15 protein-coding genes are annotated in these 20,407 nt (G+C 63.1%); 12 read left to right on the plus strand and 3 right to left on the minus strand.

The features are described 5' to 3' along the window. Positions 1–34: 34 nt before the first annotated feature. Positions 35–2,326, plus strand: a complete 2,292-nt coding sequence (locus H7A19_05495) for a tetratricopeptide repeat protein (GenBank protein ID MCP5474279.1) — start codon at positions 35–37, stop codon at positions 2,324–2,326. Between the two features lie 244 nt (positions 2,327–2,570). On the opposite strand, the gene H7A19_05500 is transcribed toward H7A19_05495, so the two are convergent. Together H7A19_05500 and H7A19_05505 are read right to left on the minus strand one after the other, a co-directional pair. Beyond that, positions 2,571–3,872 carry an FAD-binding oxidoreductase gene (locus tag H7A19_05500; protein MCP5474280.1) on the minus strand — a complete coding sequence of 434 codons (1,302 nt, stop codon included), beginning with the start codon at positions 3,870–3,872 and terminating at the stop codon, positions 2,571–2,573. 213 nt (positions 3,873–4,085) lie between these two features. Further along, a complete protein-coding gene (locus H7A19_05505; GenBank protein MCP5474281.1) occupies positions 4,086–5,453 on the minus strand; it encodes a glutamine synthetase in 1,368 nt (455 codons plus the stop codon). A 626-nt stretch (positions 5,454–6,079) separates the two neighbouring features. On the opposite strand from H7A19_05505, the gene H7A19_05510 reads away from it, so the two are divergent. The 8 genes from H7A19_05510 (at position 6,080) to H7A19_05545 (ending at position 14,786) form a co-directional block, all read left to right on the plus strand. Beyond that, positions 6,080–6,835 carry a gamma-glutamyl-gamma-aminobutyrate hydrolase family protein gene (locus H7A19_05510; protein ID MCP5474282.1) on the plus strand — a complete coding sequence of 252 codons (756 nt, stop codon included), beginning with the start codon at positions 6,080–6,082 and terminating at the stop codon, positions 6,833–6,835. Positions 6,836–6,837: 2 nt separating this feature from the next. Further along, positions 6,838–8,226, plus strand: a complete 1,389-nt coding sequence (locus H7A19_05515; protein MCP5474283.1) for a glutamine synthetase — start codon at positions 6,838–6,840, stop codon at positions 8,224–8,226. 199 nt (positions 8,227–8,425) lie between these two features. Next, positions 8,426–9,796, plus strand: a complete 1,371-nt coding sequence (locus tag H7A19_05520; GenBank protein ID MCP5474284.1) for an aspartate aminotransferase family protein — start codon at positions 8,426–8,428, stop codon at positions 9,794–9,796. A 246-nt stretch (positions 9,797–10,042) separates the two neighbouring features. Then, positions 10,043–11,191, plus strand: coding sequence for a polyamine ABC transporter substrate-binding protein (locus tag H7A19_05525; GenBank protein MCP5474285.1), 1,149 nt, complete (start codon positions 10,043–10,045; stop codon positions 11,189–11,191). Positions 11,192–11,259: 68 nt separating this feature from the next. Beyond that, a complete protein-coding gene (locus H7A19_05530; protein ID MCP5474286.1) occupies positions 11,260–11,682 on the plus strand; it encodes a four helix bundle protein in 423 nt (140 codons plus the stop codon). After that, positions 11,679–12,836 (plus strand): polyamine ABC transporter ATP-binding protein, encoded by a 1,158-nt coding sequence (gene potA / locus H7A19_05535; protein ID MCP5474287.1) that lies wholly within the window; start codon positions 11,679–11,681, stop codon positions 12,834–12,836. The genes H7A19_05530 and potA overlap by 4 nt, the downstream gene beginning before the upstream one ends. After that, entirely contained in the window at positions 12,833–13,750 is a 918-nt protein-coding gene (locus tag H7A19_05540) for an ABC transporter permease subunit (protein MCP5474288.1), read from the plus strand. Before potA ends, H7A19_05540 begins: the two co-directional genes overlap by 4 nt. Before the next feature lie 193 nt (positions 13,751–13,943). Further along, on the plus strand, positions 13,944–14,786 hold the full coding sequence (locus tag H7A19_05545) for an ABC transporter permease subunit (protein MCP5474289.1): 843 nt from the start codon (positions 13,944–13,946) through the stop codon (positions 14,784–14,786). Positions 14,787–15,100: 314 nt separating this feature from the next. Here the strand turns inward: H7A19_05545 and H7A19_05550 are convergent, their stop codons facing one another. Beyond that, positions 15,101–16,405, minus strand: coding sequence for a DEAD/DEAH box helicase (locus H7A19_05550; GenBank protein ID MCP5474290.1), 1,305 nt, complete (start codon positions 16,403–16,405; stop codon positions 15,101–15,103). A gap of 688 nt (positions 16,406–17,093) precedes the next feature. Between H7A19_05550 and gatC the strand changes: the two genes are divergently transcribed. The 3 genes from gatC to gatB are packed head-to-tail and all read left to right on the plus strand — an operon-like array spanning position 17,094 to position 20,277. Beyond that, a complete protein-coding gene (gatC, locus tag H7A19_05555) occupies positions 17,094–17,381 on the plus strand; it encodes an Asp-tRNA(Asn)/Glu-tRNA(Gln) amidotransferase subunit GatC (GenBank protein ID MCP5474291.1) in 288 nt (95 codons plus the stop codon). Further along, complete coding sequence (gene gatA, locus H7A19_05560; GenBank protein MCP5474292.1) at positions 17,378–18,847, plus strand: Asp-tRNA(Asn)/Glu-tRNA(Gln) amidotransferase subunit GatA; 1,470 nt, start codon at positions 17,378–17,380, stop codon at positions 18,845–18,847. Before gatC ends, gatA begins: the two co-directional genes overlap by 4 nt. Then, on the plus strand, positions 18,844–20,277 hold the full coding sequence (gene gatB, locus H7A19_05565; GenBank protein MCP5474293.1) for an Asp-tRNA(Asn)/Glu-tRNA(Gln) amidotransferase subunit GatB: 1,434 nt from the start codon (positions 18,844–18,846) through the stop codon (positions 20,275–20,277). Before gatA ends, gatB begins: the two co-directional genes overlap by 4 nt. Positions 20,278–20,407 lie beyond the last annotated feature (130 nt).

Consider the following 20,407-nt stretch of genomic DNA (forward strand, 5'->3'; position numbering starts at 1 on the left):
CGAGAGCAGCCGGCCACGGCTGGGTGCCGCGCCGATGATCTACCGCTTCGGGGTCTATCGCCTCGACAGCGAGCGCGACACCTTGGCCGATGCGAACGGACCGGTGGCGCTGCGTGACCATGCACTGCGCGTACTCAAGCTCTTGCTTGAGCGCGCGCCGGAGGTCGTGACCAAGGACCAGATCCTGGCGCAGGTCTGGGGGCATGATGCGCTGTCGGAAAGCGCCATTCCGCAGGTCATCAAGGACATCCGCCAGGTGCTTGGCGACTCCGCCAAGTCTCCGGAATTGATCGTCACCCGCTACGGCCGCGGCTACCAGTTCGTGGGCTATGTCGAAATCGAGGAAGACCAGGCCGCCGCCGCCGTGCCCGTCGCCGTTGCTACCCGGCGACGATGGCTTCCCGGCCTGATTGGCCTTGGGGTGATCGCTGCATTGACCTTGGTCGTGCTCCTGTGGGACCGCTGGAACGTCACTCCAGGCTCCGAAGCGCAGGTGCAGGCGGCGGGGCCCATCTTCATCCGGCCCATCGAACCCGAAGCCGGGGAATCACTCTCCAGGCCCTTTGCCGAATACCTGAGCTTCGTGCTCGGTGCTTCCGGCGGGTCGACGTCGGTGACGGTGGCCGACAAGGACTCACCCCAGCGTCCGGGCGTGCAGTACCTGGAACTCAGCCTGGCGGTATCGGACAACCCGGATCAGCGCTATGCCCTGCAGTTCGGCAGCGCCAGCCGCGAGACCGAGGCGCAGAGCCAGACCCGCTACTTCTCCAAGCCGGAAGACCTGCTCGGCGCCAGTCTTGATCAGGTGGTACTCAGCACCGGGATCAGTCCTGAATTCGGCGCGGCCGCAGGCATCACATCCCCCAGGGCCTTCGCCACTGAAATCCTGCTGCGCGGCATGGCTGCGCAGTTCGCCGGGGACATCAAGCGCGCGATCGCCTTGTTCGAGGCCTGTCTGGCCGAAGATCCGAACTTCGACTTTGCCCGCTATGAACTGGCCGTGGCGCTGCGCCGGAATGGCGACTATCAACGCGCGGTGGCGGAACTGAATGCGCTGCAGAGCCATCATCGATCGGATTTCTGGCTGAACCGTATACACAATGGCAAAGGCATCGCCTTCTGGCGCATGGGTGAGTACGACGAGGCCAACGCGAGTCTGCGGCTGGCGTACCAGCACGCCACCAGTCCCGACACGCGCGCCGCAGCAGCCACCAATCTGGCGCTGCTGCTGAGGGACCAGGGACAACTGGATGCCGCCGAGACCTTCGCCCGCGAAGCGGTCAGCAGCGCCGATCGAGTTCGTCATCCTCGCATCGCCGCCAGTGCCCTGAACACGCTGGCCAGCATTCTGATGCGCAGCGGCCGCCTGCGCGAGACCCTGCCACCCCTGGACCAGGCTCGCGAGCTGTTCTATGCCGAAGGCAATCGCCGTGAACTCGCCAGCGTGCTGTCGCGAACGGCTGATGTGCGCAGCCGGCTGGGGCAGTACCAACAAGCCGAGCAATTGTTGCAGGTGGCCATTGCCATCCGCGAGCAGATCGGCGACGAACTGGGCGTGGCTGCGTCGGCCTTCGATCTGTCCAGGATTGCCCGCGTACAAGGCGATTTTCGCGCATCCCGCGTACACGCCCGACGCGGTCTCGATCTGGCGGCCAGCAAGTCAGACTTCCATCTGATGAGTCAGGGCAATCTGGCGCTGGCGGCCCTGGCGCTGGCGGAACAACGCTTTCCGGATGCCACGGTCTATGCCGCCGAAGCGATGCGTCTGGCCAGCAGCCGCAAGCAGCATCGCGTGGTGCAGGCTGCACGAATCATGCAGCTGCGGATCCTGGTCGATTCGGCCACTGACGAGAACCAACTTCGAAGCGCACGGGAGCAGCTGCGGGCTCAAGTTGGTCCCGACCAGACGCTGCTTGATCAAGATCGGCAAGGCGAACTCCATTTGCTGAGCGGGCAACTGCAGCGCAGGCTGGGCGATCTGCACTCAGCCCAGAACGATTTCGCGGCCGCGCTGGACGTGGCGAAAGCAGAACTGATCAATGATCTGCAGCTGCGGTCTCTGCTGGCACTGGCGGAGTTGCACCTCGGTAGCAACCCTGACTTGAGCGCAGAGCAGCTTGAGACTGCGTCCACGCTCAACCCACCTGCCTATCCCTATCTGCTGCTGTCGGCACAGGCGAAATGGGCTCAAGGCAAGCACCGCGAGGCCTTGGTACTTGCCTACCAGGCCAAGCAGCAGTCCGGCGACTGGTGGCGCCCCGCCGACGAAGCGCAGTTGCGTGAGATGGCGGGATCAAAGCCGAGCACGGCGGGAGAGCCACACTAGCCCGCAATTCTCACACCTGTTGCGGAAGATCGCGCAGGGCTTTGCGACTAGCGCAAGACGCGACGACGAGGAATGGTGATTCCATTGCGAGGAGGAGCAACGCAGCGATAGTCGCAAAGAACCAGCGAGGTCCGCAAAGCGGGCAGATGCAGCCAAACACTCTGTGACTGGTGCGTGCCTCGGAATCCCCTTTTTTCACCACAAGATTGAGGGCATCTGCTCGCGCAGGTGTGAGAAATGCGGGCTAGATCGAGTCCTTCAACCGGTACCACATCATCGCCAGCACCAGGGCCGGGGTTCGGAACAGATGGCCGCCCGGAAATGGGTGGTGCTTGATGCGCTGGTAGATATCGAGTCGGGCCGCCTGGCCGTCGATGGCCTCGGCGATGACGCGCCCGGCCAGACCGGTGGCGGCGATGCCGTGGCCGGAAAAGCCCTGGGCAAAGTACAGTTTGTCGCCGATGCGACCCCAATGGGGAGCACGGCTCATGGTGATGTCGAGATAGCCGCCCCAGACGTAATCGATGGCCACGTCTGACAACTGCGGAAATACGCCGACCATGCGTTGCCGCATCCGTGATCGCAGACCCGGCGGATCCAGCGAGGAATAGCTGCAGCGCCCGCCGAAAAGCATGCGCTGATCGGAACTCAGGCGGAAATAATCGAGCACGAAATTGATGTCGGCCACCGCCATGTTGTTGCGGATCAGCGACCGCGCGCGCTCAGCCCCGAGCGGCGCGCTGGCGCAGATGTAGGTACCGACCGGCATGTAGCGGGTCTCCAGCTGCGGCAGCAGATGCTTGAGCCAGGCATTGCCCATGACCACACCGAACTTGCCGCGGGCCCGCCCCTGGGCGGTGCGGAACACGATCTGCTCGCCCTGATCGATGCCAATCACGCGGCTGCCTTCGAAGATCCGTACCCGGCCCTTCGGAATCGCGGAGTTGCCCTCGCCGATCGCCGCTTGCGCAAGTCCCAGCGTGTAGTTCAGCGGATGCAGATGGCCGCTGCGCGGATCGAACAGCAGCGCCGGGTAGCGCTCGGTGGCCAGTTCCTGCTGCAAGCGGGTCTGGTCCCAAAGCTCGGTGCCGGTGTAGCCCCAACGGCGCTGCAGATCGTCCTGCCATTGCTTGAGTTCGTCGACCTGACGCGGCTTGATGGCGGCATGGGCGTGACCGGGGGTCCAGTCGCAATCGATGCTGTAGCGGCGGATGCGCTCGGCGATCATGTCGACCGCTTCTACGGACCAGTCGAACAGCTTGCGGGCGTCGTCGTAGCCCAGCTGCGCCTCGATCTTCGAGATATCGCAGCCGTAGCCGAAGATGGCCTGTCCGCCACTGCGCCCCGATGCCCCCCAGCCCACGCGCTCGGCTTCCAGCACGATCACCGAGTAGCCACGCTCGGCCAGCTCCAGCGCCGTCGACAGCCCGGCAATACCCGCCCCCAGCACCACCACATCAGCGCTGTGCTCCCCCTGCAGCAGCGGATGATCCGGCGCGGGGTTCGCGGTGGCGGCGTACCAGGAGGGGACGTGGGTGGGGGTCACTTCGTGTGCTCCGCGGCTGACTTGCCTGAACCGGGACTCGGGACTCGGGACTCGGGACTCGAAGAGCGAAACGGCACGTGTTGAGTCAGCGGGGAGCGCGCGCTGAAACAAAAGCCGAAACCGGTGAGATCCCAGTGAACTGGTCGCGCGAGCACGCTTGGCCAACTCGCTTGTACGAGTCCCGAGTCCCGAGTCCCGAGTCCCGGCTTCACCTCACACCTGCCGCAAATACCAGCTGTACTCCAGCGTGGTCACTTCGGTGTAGAAGCTGCGCAACTCCTTCAGTTTCTGCTGGCCGTAGATGAAGCGGAACTCGCTGCCGAGGTGTTGGGCGATGAACTCGCTTTGCTGGAATTCGCTGATGGTCTCCCGCCAGTACAGCGAGCGAGCTTCGGTTTGTTCGTAGGCATTGCCGACGATGGGCGGGCCGGGGTCGGCTTCTTGTTCGATGCCGTGGAGCATGCCGGCCAGCACCGCTGCGGTGACCAGATAGGGATTGGCGTCGGCGCCAGCGATGCGGTGTTCGATGCGGGCATTGGCGGCGTCGCTGTGCGGAATGCGCATGGCCACGGTGCGGTTGTTGAAACCCCAGCAATCGTTGAGCGGCACAAAGGCATTGAGCACGAAGCGGCGATAGCTGTTGGCGTGCGGGGCGAAGATCAGCATGCAATCGCCCGACGTCTGCTGCATCCCGCCGATGGCATTCAGCATCAGGGGCGATGGCGCCTCGGGCGTGCCGGCAAAGACATTGCGGCCATCGCGATCCAGCAGGCTGACATGGATATGCATGCCGCTGCCGGCCTGCTCCACAAAGGGCTTGGCCATGAAGCTGGCGAGCATCTGCTGCTGGCCGGCCACGGCCTTGATCGCGCGCTTGAGGTAGATGGCGTCGTCGCAGGCCTGCAGTGCGTCGGCGCGGTGCTTGAGGTTGATCTCGAATTGACCCGGCGCGTACTCGGCCACGGCGGTGTCGGCGGGAATCAGCTGAGCGCGGCAGATGTCGGCCAAGCGGTCGGTGAAAGGCTGATAGTCGTTCAGATCCTCCATGTAATAGACCTGCGTGGTGTGATTGCGCGCGCCGGTGGCCGGGTTGATCGAGGTCTGCGGGCGGCCATCGACGGTCAGCTGTGCATCCAGCAGGTAGAACTCCAGTTCCACCGCCACCACCGGAGTCAGGCCCAGTGCGCTGTAACGATCTAGCACCCGCTTCAGCACTTCACGCGGATTGGCACTGAACACGCCGCCAGCGGCATCCTCCATGCTCAGCAGCAACTGCGCCATCGGCTTCTGCTGCCACGGCACCGGCCGCAGACTGCCCGGCACCGGCCTGCAGATGCGGTCTTCATCGCCGATGGCATAGCCCAGGTTGGTCTCTTCGACGGTGTTGCCGGTGATGTCGGTGGCAATCAGCGACATCGGCAGACACACACCGCTGTCGTAGATCTTGGCCAGCGCATCGCGGGTGACCCGCTTGCCGCGCAGCAGACCGTTCAGATCGGGCAGGATCAAATCGATCATTTCGCAGCCACCCATCTGTTGCAGCACAGCGGCATCGGCCGCCGGCAAGGAGCTCTCGCGCATGATCGACTCGGATCGGGAATTCGATCGGATAGTAGCAAAGGGCGGGCGGCGGGGGCACGAGGGTGCGAGGGCGGGAGGGCGCGAGGGCGGGAGGGCGGGAGGGCACGAGGGCGCTGGACTCGGGACTCGGGACTCGGGACTCGGGACTCGGGACTCGGGACTCGGGAAAGGCTACGGGCTTCGAGCTCTTCTGGGTCCAGGCTGATCGGGACTACAGAAGCAATCAACCAGCGTCATTGCGAGCCACCTGTTTCGGCCCGACACTGCGCACGGGCCATGAACCCGCCGTCGTAGGTCATGTTGTCCGCGTCAGCGGACTACGTGACATCGAGTTGCGTCACGTAGCTCGCTACGCGAGCAACGTGACCTACAACAGCAAATCAACAACTTGCGAGATGGGTTCATGGAGAGCGTAGCGAAGCAATCCAGGGATGTGCGGTGCTACCCTGGATTGCTTGCTTCGTCGCTGCGCTCCTCGCAATGACGCCGGAGTGCGAGGCTCTCCCGTGCCCCGCGCCCCGCGCCCCGTGCCCCGCGCCCCGTGCCCCGTGCCCCGTTCCCCCCGTGCCCCGTTGAAAAAAGCCAGCCGCCCGGGTACCGTTGGCCACTCCCATCCGCGGGTGTCTATGCGACCAGTACCGCTCATCGGCGTACCCTCCGATCGCAAGCAGATCGGGCCGCATCCATTCCAGGCGGTGGGCGAAAAATATCTGCGGGCCATCATCGACAGCGGTGTCGGACTGCCGCTGATGATTCCCTCGATGGACCCGGCGCTGGATATCGATTCGGTGCTCGCCGCCTTCGACGGCATCCTGCTGACTGGATCGCCCAGCAATATCGAGCCGCGGCATTACAGCGACGAGCCGAGCTACGAGGGCAATCTGCACGATCCCGAGCGTGATCTGATCACGCTGCCGCTGGTGCGCGCCGCGGTGGAACGCAAGATTCCGGTGCTGGCCGTGTGCCGCGGCTTTCAGGAGGTCAATGTGGCCTTCGGCGGCAGCCTCTGGCAAAAAGTGCATGAAGCGCCTGGATTCAATGATCACCGCGAGGACAAGGACCAGTCGCTGGAGGTCCAGTACGGCCTTGCGCACGATCTGGCACTGACGCCCGGCGGCTTGCTCGCAGGCATCGCCGGCTCTGATACGGTGCGGGTGAATTCGCTGCACGGCCAGGGCATACGCCGACTGGGAGAGCGTCTGTTGGTGGAGGCGACGGCGCCTGATGGTCTGATCGAAGCAGTACGACTGGATTCGGACGACTCCTTTCTGCTGGCCGTGCAATGGCATCCCGAGTGGCGCGTGCTGGAAAATCCCTTCTATCTCGGAATCTTCCGGGCCTTCGCCGGCGCCGTGCACGCGCGGGCGCAATCGAGAAACTGATCATGTCGCGCAAGAGCAGCAACAAACGCCAGAACATTGCCGCCGAGCAGGAAAGTACGCTCAAGCAATGGCTGAAGCAGCGCCGCATCACCGAGGTGGAGTGCCTGGTGCCCGACCTCACTGGCAATGCCCGCGGCAAGATCATCCCGGCTGCCAAGTTTTCCCATGACTATGGCACGCGCTTGCCCGAGGGCATCTTCGCAACCACCGTCACCGGCGACTATCCCGATGAATACGATGAACTGATCAGTCCCTCGGATTCGGACATGTATCTGCGGCCCGATCCGGAAACCGTGCGCATGGTGCCCTGGGCCAGCGACCCCACGGCGCAGGTGATCCACGATTGCTACACCCGCGAGGGCCGTCCGCACGATCTGGCGCCGCGCAATGTGCTGCGCCGGGTGCTGGCGCTTTATGAGGGCCTAGGTCTGCGCCCGGTGGTTGCGCCGGAGGTGGAGTTCTTCCTGGTGCAGAAGAACACCGATCCGGATTTTCCGCTGCAGCCGCCGGCGGGACGCTCGGGCCGGCCAGAAACGGCGCGTCAGTCCTACTCCATCGATGCGGTCAACGAGTTCGACCCGATTCTCGATCTGATGTACGACTATGCCGAGACCATGGAACTCGACGTCGATACGCTGATCCACGAATCGGGCGCCGGTCAGCTGGAGGTCAATTTCCAGCACGCCGATGCGCTGACGCGAGCCGACCAGGTGTTCCTGTTCAAGCGCAGCATGCGCGAAGCGGCAATGCGCCATGGCATCTACGCCACCTTCCTGGCCAAGCCGATGGAGAATGAGCCCGGCAGTGCCATGCACATCCACCAGAGCCTGATCGACCTCAAGAGCGGCGAGAACCTGTTTGCTGGCGACGAACCCGGGCAGCACAGCGAGATGTTCCTCAACTATCTGGGTGGCTTGCAGAAGTACGTGCCCACGGCGATGGCCTTCTTTGCGCCCAACGTCAATTCCTACCGGCGGCTGGTGTTCGGTAGCGTGGCGCCCATCAATGTGCAGTGGGGCTACGACAACCGCACCTGCGGCCTGCGCGTACCGATGGACACGCTGGAAAACACCCGGGTCGAGAGCCGCTTTGCCGGCTCCGATGCCAATCCCTATCTGGCCATGGCGGCCACGTTGGCCTGTGGCTACCTCGGCATCATCGAGAAGCTGCAGCCCACTGAACCCTTGACCGGCAGCGCCCAGGACAAGGGCTTCGCCCTGCCGCGCTCCCTCGAAGAAGCACTGGCCCTGCTGCGCGGCTGCAAGACCCTGCGCGGCCTGCTTGGCGACCGCTTCGTGGCCTGCTACACGGCAGTCAAGAGCAAGGAGTACGAGACTTATCTGCGGGTGATCAGCTCGTGGGAGCGGGAGTTCTTGTTGCTCACCGTTTGAGAAATCTGCTGCAAGTCAAAATCATTTTTCCGCAAAGGACGCAAAGGACGCCAAGAAGAGCTCAACAGCGATCGGATCAATTCAATGCTGGGTTGAAACAGGAAACGACATCAGCAAACGTGTCAAATCCGTTGCCGTTGCTTTGTTTCGCGTCCTTTGCGTCCTTTGCGGACAACCAGCTCTTATAGCCGGAGGATCTGTGACCCAACCCGACACCCGCACCCTGCAGCAACTCGACGCTGCCTACCACCTACATCCCTTCAACGACAATGCGGCGCTGGCGCAGAAAGGCACGCGCATCCTGACCCGAGGCGAAGGGGCTTATGTCTGGGACTCCCAGGGCAACAAGCTGCTGGACGGCTTTGCCGGGCTGTGGTGCGTCAACATCGGCTACGGACGCCCCGAGATGGGTGCCGCCGCCGCTCGTCAGATGACCGAGCTGGCCTACTACAACAGCTTCTTCCAGTGCACCACCGAACCCACCGTACGGCTATCGGCCAAGCTCGCCGAACTATCGCCATACGATTTGAACCACGCTTTTTTTGCCAATTCCGGCTCGGAGGCCAACGACACCATATTGCGCATGGTGCGGCATTTCTGGGCGGTGCAGGATCAACCGCAGAAGAACATCTTCATCGGCCGCTTCAACGGCTATCACGGCTCGACGGTCGGCGGCGCCAGCCTGGGTGGATTCAAGGGCATGCACGATCAGGGCGGATTGCCGATTCCCAACATCCACCACATCGACCCGCCCTTCTGGTTCATCGACGGCGGCGATCTCTCGCCGGAGGAATACGGCCTGGTGGCCGCTCGCCGCCTGGAAACCAAGATTCTAGAGCTGGGACCAGAGCGCGTAGCTGCCTTCATCGGCGAACCGATCATGGGCGCCATCGGCGTCTACATTCCGCCGATGAGCTATTGGCCGGAGATCGAACGTATCTGCCGCAAGTACGACGTGCTGCTGGTGGCCGATGAAGTGATCTGCGGCTTCGGCCGCACCGGCGAGTGGTTCGGCTCGCAGTACTTCAACTTCCGCCCGGACATCATGACCATCGCCAAGGGCCTGACCAGTGGTTACATCCCGCTGGGTGCCTCGATGTTCAACGACCGCATCGCCAAGGTGCTGGCCGAAAAGGGCGGCGAGTTGAACCATGGCTACACCTATTCCGGGCACCCGGTCTGCTGCGCCGTGGCCCTGGAGAACATTCGCATCCTGCAGGAAGAGCACATCATCGATACCTGCAAGGCCGACACCGGCCCCTACCTGCAGCAACGCTGGATGGAGCTCGGTGCACATCCGCTGGTGGGCGAAGCCCGGATCGCCGGCATGGTCGGCGCGCTCGAACTGGTACCGAACAAGCCCGAACGCAAGAATTTTGCCGAACGCGGCAAGGTCGGCAGCCGCTGCCGCGACATCGCCCTCAAGAACGGACTGATCCTGCGCGCCACCAATGACACCATGCTGCTGTCACCGCCGCTGATCATCTCGCGCGCTCAGGTCGACGAGCTGGTCGAGAAGGCCTGGAAGTCGTTGGACATGACCGCGAAGGAGTTGGGGATTGTCGGCTGAGCCAGTTCTGCCACCGGCAGTTCACCCAGCAGGCGGTCGCTGTGGAGGGCGCCGCGGCGAGGCGCGGCGGTGTATCTGCCTGAAGATCACAAGCGGCCGCGCAGGCGCGCGTCCCTCCTCAAAGCCGCAGGCCACAGGTCATCGCTTCTCGAAGCTGATTGACAAGCTGCACATTCAGTGGGAAAAACGATCGATCACTTTGCGGATGCGCTGACTGCAGCCGCCCAACCTCAAGGAGAAACCCTGATGAAACTCCGTATTGGTTTGTTGGCGCTGGCAATCGCCAGCCTCGTGGCCTGTGGCCAGAGCGAGGCTCCGAAAGATACAGCAGCCGCCACCCCCGCGGCACCGGCAGCACCCAAGGCTGAAGACAAGGTGCTGAATGTACTGAACTGGTCGGACTACATCGCCGAAGACACCATCGCCAACTTCGAGAAGGAAACCGGCATCAAGGTCACCTACGATGTCTTCGACAGCAATGAGGTGCTTGAAGCCAAGCTGATGACCGGCAACTCCGGCTACGACGTGGTGGTGCCGTCCCTGACCTTCCTCGCCCGACAGATCCAGGCCGGCGTGTTCATGGAGCTGGACAAGAGCAAGTTGCCAAACCTCAAGAACATGGATCCGAAGATCCAGGCGCTGATTGCCCAGAACGACCCCGGCAATGCGCATGCGGTGAACTATCTGTGGGGCACCACCGGCATCGCCTACAACGAAGACAAGTTGAAGGAGCGCCTGGGCGACAACGCCCCCATCGACGATTGGAAGATGATCTTCGACCCCGAATACATCTCGAAGATGACCGATTGCGGCGTCTACATCCTCGATACGCCGTCGGAAATCCTGCCGATTGCCCTGCTCTATCTGGGCGAAGAGCCCAACAGCTTTGATCCGGCAGTGATCCAGAAGGGCGTGGATCTGATGATGAAGATCCGTCCCTACATCACCCAGTTCCATTCCTCGCAGGTGATCGATGCCATGGCCAACGGCGACGCCTGCCTGGCCATCGCCTGGTCGGGCGACATCATCCAGGCCGCCGACCGTGCCGAGGAAGCCGGCAAGGGCGTCAAGGTGGGCTACAGCATTCCCAAGCAGGGTGCACCGGTGTGGTTCGACATGATGGCCATCCCCAAGGATGCCCCACACCCGAACAACGCGCACATCTTCATCAACTACATGATGAAGCCGGAAGTCATGGCCGGCATTCAGAACTACGTCAGCTACGCCAGCGGCAATGCCGAAGCCAAGAAACTGGTGGATCCGGAAGTGCTGGCCGACGGCCGCGTATTCCCGAGCGACGAAGTCTCGGCCACCCTGTTCAACCTGGCCGTGATCCCGCCCGAAGTCGACCGCATCTTCAACCGCGCCTGGACCACGATCAAGACCGGCCAGTAAAGGCTGGTTGCTGGTTGCTGGTCGTCGGTTGTCGGTTGTCGGTCGTTGGCTGGCTGTCGGAGGAAACGATGGATGTGAAGCAGAGCTATCGGGACTTGGTGGTTTGGCAGCGCGCAATCGACCTGACGCCGGCCGTTTACCTGGCCATCAGGACCTTCCCTACTTTCGAGACCTACGCCCTGACGGATCAGATTCGCAGGGCGGTGGTTTCGATTCCAGCGAATATTGCTGAGGGACAGGGCAGGCAGCATCGGAAAGAGTTCCTTCAGCACCTGAATATCGCCAAGGGCAGCCTGGCCGAGCTGCACACGCTGTTGGTCGTGGCTCACAAACTTGATTACCTCACGCCGAACCAACTTTTGATTTTGGAAGACCAACTGGGTGAAGTGGCACGCCCTCTAAACGGATTGATTGGGCATCTGGGTCGCGGAACGCGACCTTCACCGACAACCGACAACCGACAACCGACAACCGTCGAGGCCCATCCATGACAGCAACAGGCGACGCGACACCCGCTGCCTCGACGTCCACCCCCGGCGGGCGCCCGGACAAGCGTGGCGATGACTATCTGGTCATCGACACCATCCGCAAGGAGTTCGATGGCTTCGTCGCCGTCGACGATGTCAGCATCACCATTCGTCAGGGCGAGATCTTCGCCCTGCTCGGCGCCTCCGGCTGCGGTAAATCCACGCTGCTGCGGGTATTGGCCGGCTTTGAGAAGCCCACCGCCGGGCGCGTCATTCTGGCGGGGGATGATCTGACCGGTCTGCCGCCATTCCAGCGGCCGGTAAACATGATGTTCCAATCCTATGCGCTGTTTCCGCACATGACGGTGGAGCAGAACATTGCCTTCGGATTGAAGCAGGACGGGCTGGAGAAGACCGCCATCCAGCGACGCGTCGACGAAATGCTGACCACCGTCCAGATGACCCGATTTGCCAAGCGCAAGCCGCATCAGCTGTCGGGCGGCCAGCAGCAACGGGTGGCACTGGCCCGTTCCCTCGCCAAGGGCCCCAAACTGCTGCTGCTGGACGAACCGATGGGCGCGCTCGACAAGAAGCTGCGCTCGCAGATGCAACTCGAACTGGTCGACATCATCGAGAAGCTCGGCGTGACCTGCGTGATGGTTACCCACGATCAGGAAGAGGCCATGACCATGGCCCACCGGATCGCGATCATGGACGCCGGATCCATACGCCAGCTCGGCCCGCCGGACGAAATCTACGAGCAACCCAACAGCCGCTACACCGCTGAGTTCATCGGCTCGGTGAACTTGTTCGAGGGCAAGATCGACAAGGACGAGAAGGACTTCATCACCATCGATTGTCCAAATCTGCCGGATCCGATCTACGTGGCCCACGGCGTGACCGGATTCGAAGGCATGGACGTGGCATTTGCGCTGCGTCCAGAAAAGGTCCGCATCAGCAAGAACGAACCCACCGAGCCACACAACAAGGCTCACGGCATCATCGAGGACATCGCCTATTTCGGCAGTCACTCGGTCTACCACGTGCGATTGGACCGTGGCGACAAGGTGATGTGCAATTTCGTCAATCAGGAGCGCTGGGCTTCGGAGAACTTCACCTGGAACGACGCGGTCTGGATCTCCTGGGGAGATCTGGAAGGCGTGGTGCTGACCTCATGAGCGCCCGGACCGGTGGCTGGCGGCGTTTTGTCCCCGGCGCGCGCTGGGGTCTGATCTCCATTCCCTATTTCTGGCTGCTGCTGTTCTTTGCCATTCCTTTTCTGATCGCGCTGAAGATCTCCTTCGCCAAGGCCGCGATTGCCATGCCGCCGTACACCGACATCCTCTACTGGGTGGACGGTTTCCCCATCCTCAAGCTACGCGGCGAGAACTATCTGTTCCTGGCTGGTGACAGCATCTACGTCAACGCCTATCTGAGTTCGCTGAAGATCGCGGTTGTTTCGACCCTGTTGTGTCTGGCGATCGGCTACCCCATGGCCTACGCCATTTCGCGGATGAGCCCGGCGACACGGAATATTGCGCTGCTGCTGGTGATTCTGCCCTCGTGGACCAGCTTCCTGATCCGCATCTACGCCTGGGTGGGCATCCTCAAGCCCAATGGCCTGATCAACAACTTCCTGATGAACATCGGCCTGATCGGCGAGCCCTTGAAGTTGCTGCACACACCCATCGCCGTCTACATCGGCATCGTTTATGCCTACCTGCCCTTCATGGTCTTGCCGCTCTACACCAATCTGGTCAAGCACGACCATCGTTTGCTGGAAGCCGCTTCAGATCTGGGCGCCAAGCCCTGGCAGGCCTTCCTCAAGGTGACGCTGCCGCTGTCCAAGGCCGGGATCATCGCCGGCTGCATGCTGGTAGCGATTCCCGCCGTGGGCGAGTTCGTGATCCCGGAGATGCTCGGTGGCCCGGACACGCTGATGATCGGCCGCGTGCTCTGGCAGGAGTTCTTCAACAACCGCGATTGGCCGGTGGCCTCGGCCGTGGCCATGATCATGCTGGCGCTGCTGATCATCCCCATCGTCATGTTCCATCGGGCGCAGTCGAAGGAAATGGAGGGGAAATTGGTATGAGATACGGGGCACGAGAAACGGGGCACGGGGCACGGGAGCAGCGCGGCATGCTGCAAATCTCTTGCAATCGGGTTGTAGGGCCATGGACAGAGAGATTCCCGCCTGACTGCCATCGGACAGCGGACTCCACCGCGCTTCCCGTGCCCCCTGCCCCCTGCCCCGTGCCCCGCTTCTCCAACCGAGGCGCTTCACGATGAATGCATCCCGCACCTCCAAATGGAGCTGGCTCTTCCTCGGCGTCGGTTTCTTCTTCCTGTATGCGCCGATGCTCAGCCTGATCATCTATTCCTTCAACGAGAACCGCCTGGTGACGGTGTGGTCGGGCTTTTCGGTGAAGTGGTACGGCGAGTTGATGCAGGACGACCAGATGCTCAGCGCCGCCTGGGTGAGCCTGCGCATCGCCTTCTACACCGCCTGTGCGTCGGTGGTGCTGGGTACCATGGCCGGGATGGTGATGACGCGCATGCGCGCGTTCCCGGGCAAGACCCTGTTTGCGGCGATGATCACCGCGCCGCTGGTGATGCCCGAAGTCATCACTGGACTGTCGCTGCTGCTGCTGTTCGTGTCCCTGAGCACCTGGACCGGCATCGACATGTCACGCGGCATGATGACCATCTGGATCGCCCACGTGACCATGTGCATGGCCTTCGTCACCGTGATCATTTCCTCGCGCCTGGCCGAGCTAGACCGCTCGCTGGAAGAGGCGGCAATGGATCTGGGTGCCAATCGCATCAAGGTGTTCTTCGTGATCACCCTGCCGATCATCTCGCCGGCGTTGATCTCCGGCTGGCTGCTGGCCTTCACGCTGTCGCTGGACGATCTGGTGCTGGCCAGCTTCGTTTCCGGCCCCTCATCGACCACCCTGCCCATGCAGGTGTTCTCGTCGGCGCGCATGGGTGTCAGCCCCAAGATCAACGCCCTGGCGACCATCCTGATCGTCACCGTATCCCTGGTCGGCGTCATCGGCTGGTACTTCATGGAACGCGCCGAGCGTCGTCGCCAGATGGAGATGAAGATGGCGACCAAGCAGGAGTGAGGCTGGTTGGTGGTTATTGGGTGTCGGTTGTCGGTTGTCGGTTTGTAGCGTAGGCCGAGGCGCAGCCCAGCCCCTGTGGGAGCGGACTTTGTCCGCGAACGGCGACGCGACAAGGCAAGTCTGACGGTCGCGACACAAGGTCGCTCCTACGGTAGGAGCGACCTCGTGTCGCGACCGGTGATGCGCCAACCGAGCCCACCGATGCCAGGCCGATCGCGGACAGATTCCGCTCCCACAGGTCGGCAGCAACGGCAAACCCCACAAACAACGCAGCCCGCACGGTGCGGGCTGCGAGGTGTCATTGGAGCAAGCGCTTAACGGCTAGACGAGCTACCGCTGCGCTGGCCACCGCCATTGCCGCGCGCCGGAATGCGCTGGCCCTGGCTGCGCAGATTGTGCCCGCGCGAGGCCGGTGCGCCGGAGCGTTGCGGCTTGCGCTGGCCTTGCGGCTGGCGCGGCGGTGCCGATGCTTCGGCGGCCACCTTGATCGGCAAGCTCAGATCGCCCAGTGGCTCGCGCTTGAGCGGCTGCTTGAGCACGCGTTCGATACCGCGCAGATAGCTCTGGTCCTCGCGACCGACCAGCGAGATCGCCAGACCGGAAGCGCCAGCGCGACCGGTGCGACCGATGCGATGCACATAATCTTCGGGCACATTGGGCAGATCGAAGTTGATCACCGCCGGCAGTTCCTTGATGTCGATGCCGCGCGAGGCGATATCGGTCGCCACCAGCACCATGATCTCGCCGCTCTTGAAGCCCGACAGCGCGCGGGTGCGAGCGTTCTGGCTCTTGTTGCCATGCAGCGCGGCGGCGTTGAAACCGTAGCTCTCCAGGAAACGCACGATCTTGTCGGCACCGTGCTTGGTGCGGCTGAACACCAGCGTCTGCCGCGGCGCTGCGTGCAACAGATGCAGCAGCGAATCGCGCTTGCGCGAATCTTCCACCATGTGGACGACGTGCTCGACACTCACCGCCGTGCTGTTGCGCGGGCTGACATCGACCGACACCGGGTTGTGCAGCATGGTCTGCGCCAGTTCGCGCAGTTCCGGCGAAAAAGTGGCCGAGAACATCAGGGTCTGACGCTTCTTCGGCAGCTTCTGCAGGATGCGCTTGATGGCCGGCAAAAAGCCCATGTCGAGCATGCGATCGGCTTCGTCGAGCACCAGGTGCTGCACGCCCGAGAGCGAGACTGCATTCTGGGTCATCAGGTCGAGCAATCGGCCCGGGGTGGCGATCAGCACATCGATACCGCGCGAGGCAGCGGCGATCTGCGGGCGCTCACTGACGCCGCCATAAATGGCCGCGCTGGACAGACGCATGCCGTTGCCATAGCGCTGCACGCTGGCCAGCACCTGCGCCGCGAGTTCGCGGGTGGGCACCAGAATCAGCGCACGCACGCCCTTGGGCACGGTCTTTTCGCCGCTGGCCTTGAGCATTTGCAGAATGGGGAGAGCGAAGCTGGCGGTCTTGCCGGTACCGGTCTGGGCACTGGCCATCAGATCGTGGCCGGCGAGTACTTCGGGAATGGCCTTGGCCTGAATCGGCGTGGCGGAGTCATAACCAGCTGCCGTCAACGCGCGCAGCAACTCAGGGGCAAGCCCCAGGGGATCAAAAGACATGGAAACCTCATCGAGGAGTGCGATCTCGATGCGTTGCCAAGGCTGCGCCGATCGCGGGATAGGGATGAAACGAGAAGCGTGGACTGCAAGACGAACGAACAGAAACACACGAGCAGACGGCACCTTACAGGATAAAGTTCGAGAAAGCGATCCAGTCCAGAACCGCCGGCGAGGGAAGCGTTCAGCGTGACCTGGGGCGCTCGACAGATCGCGAAAACCGGGACCTGGGGCGGGATTGCAGATAGAAGACGGACGCAAAGGACGCGAAGGAAAGCGATAGCGATTATGGAAATTACGCCTGGGGACCGCGATTTGTAGGTCCAGACTTGTCTGGAGGCTTCTCCCTCAGCTTGCCACTAGCGTCCAGACAAGTCTGGACCCACAAGAGCAGAAAGCCCGTAGCCTCCTGCCGGTACCGCGTCCAGCTCCTGTGCCGGCGGGAGATACCGACCGCCAGATCCCGACCCAAGGTCGCTCCTGCGACGGGCTCTCGGATCTCGCCGACAACCCTGGCCTAACTCGCTTTCCTTCGCGTCCTTTCTGCTTTTCCTTCGCGATCTTCGCGTCCCGCCTCTGGCCACAACCCACGACACACACCGATTTTCGCGCCCGACCAGGCACTCAAGCCTACAAGTCCCTACCCATTCCTTGCTATGTTGCGGCGCAATACCCTTCTGGTGTGTAGACCGTGTCTGTAGACCGCGCTCAAGTGCGCTCCATTGCCGAACTGGCCCGACTGGCCATCCCTGCCGATCAGGAGGACGCGCTGACGCGCGAACTGTCGGCGGTGCTGGATCTGTTTGATGCGTTGAAGGCCGCTCCCGTTGACGGCCTGACGCCGCTGTCGCATCCGGGCGATCCGACGCTGCGCTTGCGGCCTGATGAGGTCACAGAAAGCGATCAGCGCGACGCCCTGGCGGCGATCGCGCCCGCCGAGAGCGCCGGCTACTACCTGGTGCCGAAGGTGATCGAATGAGCGAGTCCTTGAACACGGTCGTCGATCAGCTGGCGGCGCTGGCGGCGGGCCAGACCACGGCGCGGATGTTGACCGAGGAGTCACTGGCGCGCGTTGCCGCCACCCAGGGCAGCCTGAACGCGCTGATCAGCGCCATCGGGGCCGAGCATGCGCTGGCGGCGGCCGATGCTGCGGATCAGGCCCGCGCCAACCGCCAGGCCGGGCCGCTCGGCGGCATTCCTTATGCGCACAAGGATCTGTTCTGCACCGAAGGCGTGCTCACCACCTGTGGCTCGCGCTATCTGGAGCATTTCGTGCCGCCCTACAGCGCGGCGATCCACGAGCGCATCTCCCAGGCCGGTGCGGTGTTGATCGGCAAAGCCAATATGGACGAGTTCGCGATGGGCTCGTCGAATGAACACAGCTACTTTGGCCCGGTGCGCAATCCCTGGGACACCGAGCGCGTCCCCGGCGGTTCCTCCGGCGGCTCGGCGGCGCTGGTGGCGGCGCGCGTGGTGCCCTTTGCCACCGCCTCCGATACCGGCGGTTCGATCCGCCAGCCCGCGGCCTTCTGCGGCGTCACCGGATTCAAGCCCAGCTACGGCCGGGTCTCGCGCTGGGGCATGATCGCCTACGCCTCCAGCCTGGATCAGGCCGGCGTGATCGCATTGACGGTGGAAGACTGCGCGCGGGTGCTCGATGTCATGAGCGGTTTCGATGCGCGTGATGCCACCTGCGCCGATCGACCCAAGGTGGACGTCAGCGCTGCCCTGGAGATGCCGCTCAAGGGCTTGCGCATCGGCCGGCCCAGACAGTGGTTCGGCGCTGGCATCGAGGATGGAGTGGCCGCAGCAGTCGAGGCTGCACTGGCCGATTACGCCCGCCGCGGCGCGATCATCATCGATGTCGATCTGCCCAGCAGCGAGTACGCCATCCCCGCCTATTACGTCATCGCCCCGGCCGAGGCCTCCAGCAATCTGGCGCGCTTCGATGGTGTGCGCTACGGCCATCGTTGCAGCGATCCGAAGGATCTCAACGACCTCTACCGACGCTCACGCGCCGAAGGCTTCGGCCACGAAGTGCAGAAACGCATCCTGACCGGTACCTATGCGCTCAGCGCCGGCTACTACGACGCCTACTACCTGCGCGCGCAGCAAGTGCGACGCCTGATCGCCAACGACTTCGCCCGCGTGTTTGCCGAGGTCGATGTGCTGGGCGGTCCGACCAGCCCGACCGTGGCCTTCAAGCTCGCCGAGAAGCTCAGCGATCCGCTGGCGCTGTACCTGGCCGACATCAACACGGTCAGTGTCAATCTGGCCGGCTTGCCAGGTCTGTCGGTGCCGTGCGGATTCTCCGAGGGCCTGCCGGTGGGGCTGCAACTGGTGGCCCCGAGCTGGCGTGAGGATCTGCTGATCGGCGCCGGTCACGGCTATCAGCAGGCCACCGAATGGCATTGGGCCGAGCCCGCCGCAGGAGCACGGTCATGAGCCAATGGGAAACCGTGATCGGCCTCGAAGTGCATGTGCAGCTGGCCACGCGCAGCAAGATCTTCTCGGGCGCGGCAACGGCCTATGGCGCCGAGCCCAATACCCAGGCCTGCGCCGTCGACCTCGGCATGCCCGGCACCTTGCCGGTGATGAACGCGCAGGCGGTGGAACTGGCCATCCGTTTTGGTCTGGCGGTGGGCGCCACCGTGGCCGAACGCAGCGTGTTTGCGCGCAAGAACTACTTTTATCCAGACCTGCCCAAGGGCTATCAGATCAGCCAGTACGAGTTACCGGTGGTGGTCGGTGGCGGCCTGAATGTGCGTCTGGACGACGGCAGCAGCAAGTTCGTGCAGCTGACCCGTGCGCATCTGGAAGAAGATGCCGGCAAGAGCGTCCACGATGCCTTCCACGCCGAGACCGGGGTCGATCTGAATCGTGCCGGCACGCCGCTGCTGGAAATCGTCAGCGAACCGGTGCTGGGCAGCGCGGCCGAAGCCGTGGCCTATCTGAAGACGCTGCACACCCTGGTGCGCTGGCTGGAAGTCTCCGACGGCAACATGCAGGAAGGCTCCTTCCGCTGCGATGCCAACGTCTCGGTCAGGCGCCAGGGCGAGCCACTCGGCACCCGCGCCGAGATCAAGAACGTCAATTCCTTCCGCTTTGTCGAAAAGGCCATCGACTACGAAATCGAGCGCCAGATTCGCCTGATCGAGAGCGGTGGCAAGGTGGTACAGGAAACCCGACTATTCGACGCCCACAAGGGCGAGACCCGCAGCATGCGCGGCAAGGAATCGGCCCACGACTACCGCTATTTCCCCGATCCCGATCTGCCGCCGCTGGTGATCGCCGCCGACGACATCCAGCGCGCCAGGCAGCGCATGCCGGAGCTGCCCGAGGCCCGTCGTCAGCGCTATATCGATGCACTGGGGTTGACCGAATACGATGCCAACCTGCTGACGGCCGATCGTATCGTCTGCGAGTACTTCGAGACCCTGATCGCAACGCTGCCCGAACAGGCCAAGCTCTGCGCCAACTGGGTGCTGGGCGAATGGCTGGGTGCACTCAATGCCAACGCGCTCACGCCTGACACCAGCCCGATCAGTGCCGAGCGCCTGAGCGGACTGCTGCACCGCATCGTCGACGGCAGCCTGTCCAGCAAGATGGGCAAGCAGGTCTTCGAGGAACTCTGGCACAGCGACGAGTCGGCCGACGCCGTGATCGAGCGCCTGGGACTGAAGCAGGTGTCCGACACCGGCGCCCTGGCGGCCGTGGTCGACGAGATCATCGCCGCCAATCCCAAGCAGGTGGAACAATTCCGCGCCGGCAACGAGAAGTTGCTGCAGTTCTTCGTGGGCCAGGCCATGAAAGCCACCAAGGGCCAGGCCAATCCGGCGCAGTTGAACGAGTTGCTGAAGGCGAAGTTGGGTTAGGGTCTGGCGCATCGTTGCGAGTTGCCTGAATCGGCCTGAAACTGCCCACGGGCCATGAACCCTCGGCGTCATTGCGAGCGTAGCGAAGCAATCCAGGGATGTGCGGCGCTACCCTGGATTGCTTCGTCGC

Source organism: Rhodanobacteraceae bacterium, assembly GCA_024234055.1.
In the GTDB taxonomy this organism is placed as follows: Bacteria; Pseudomonadota; Gammaproteobacteria; order Xanthomonadales; family SZUA-5; genus JADKFD01.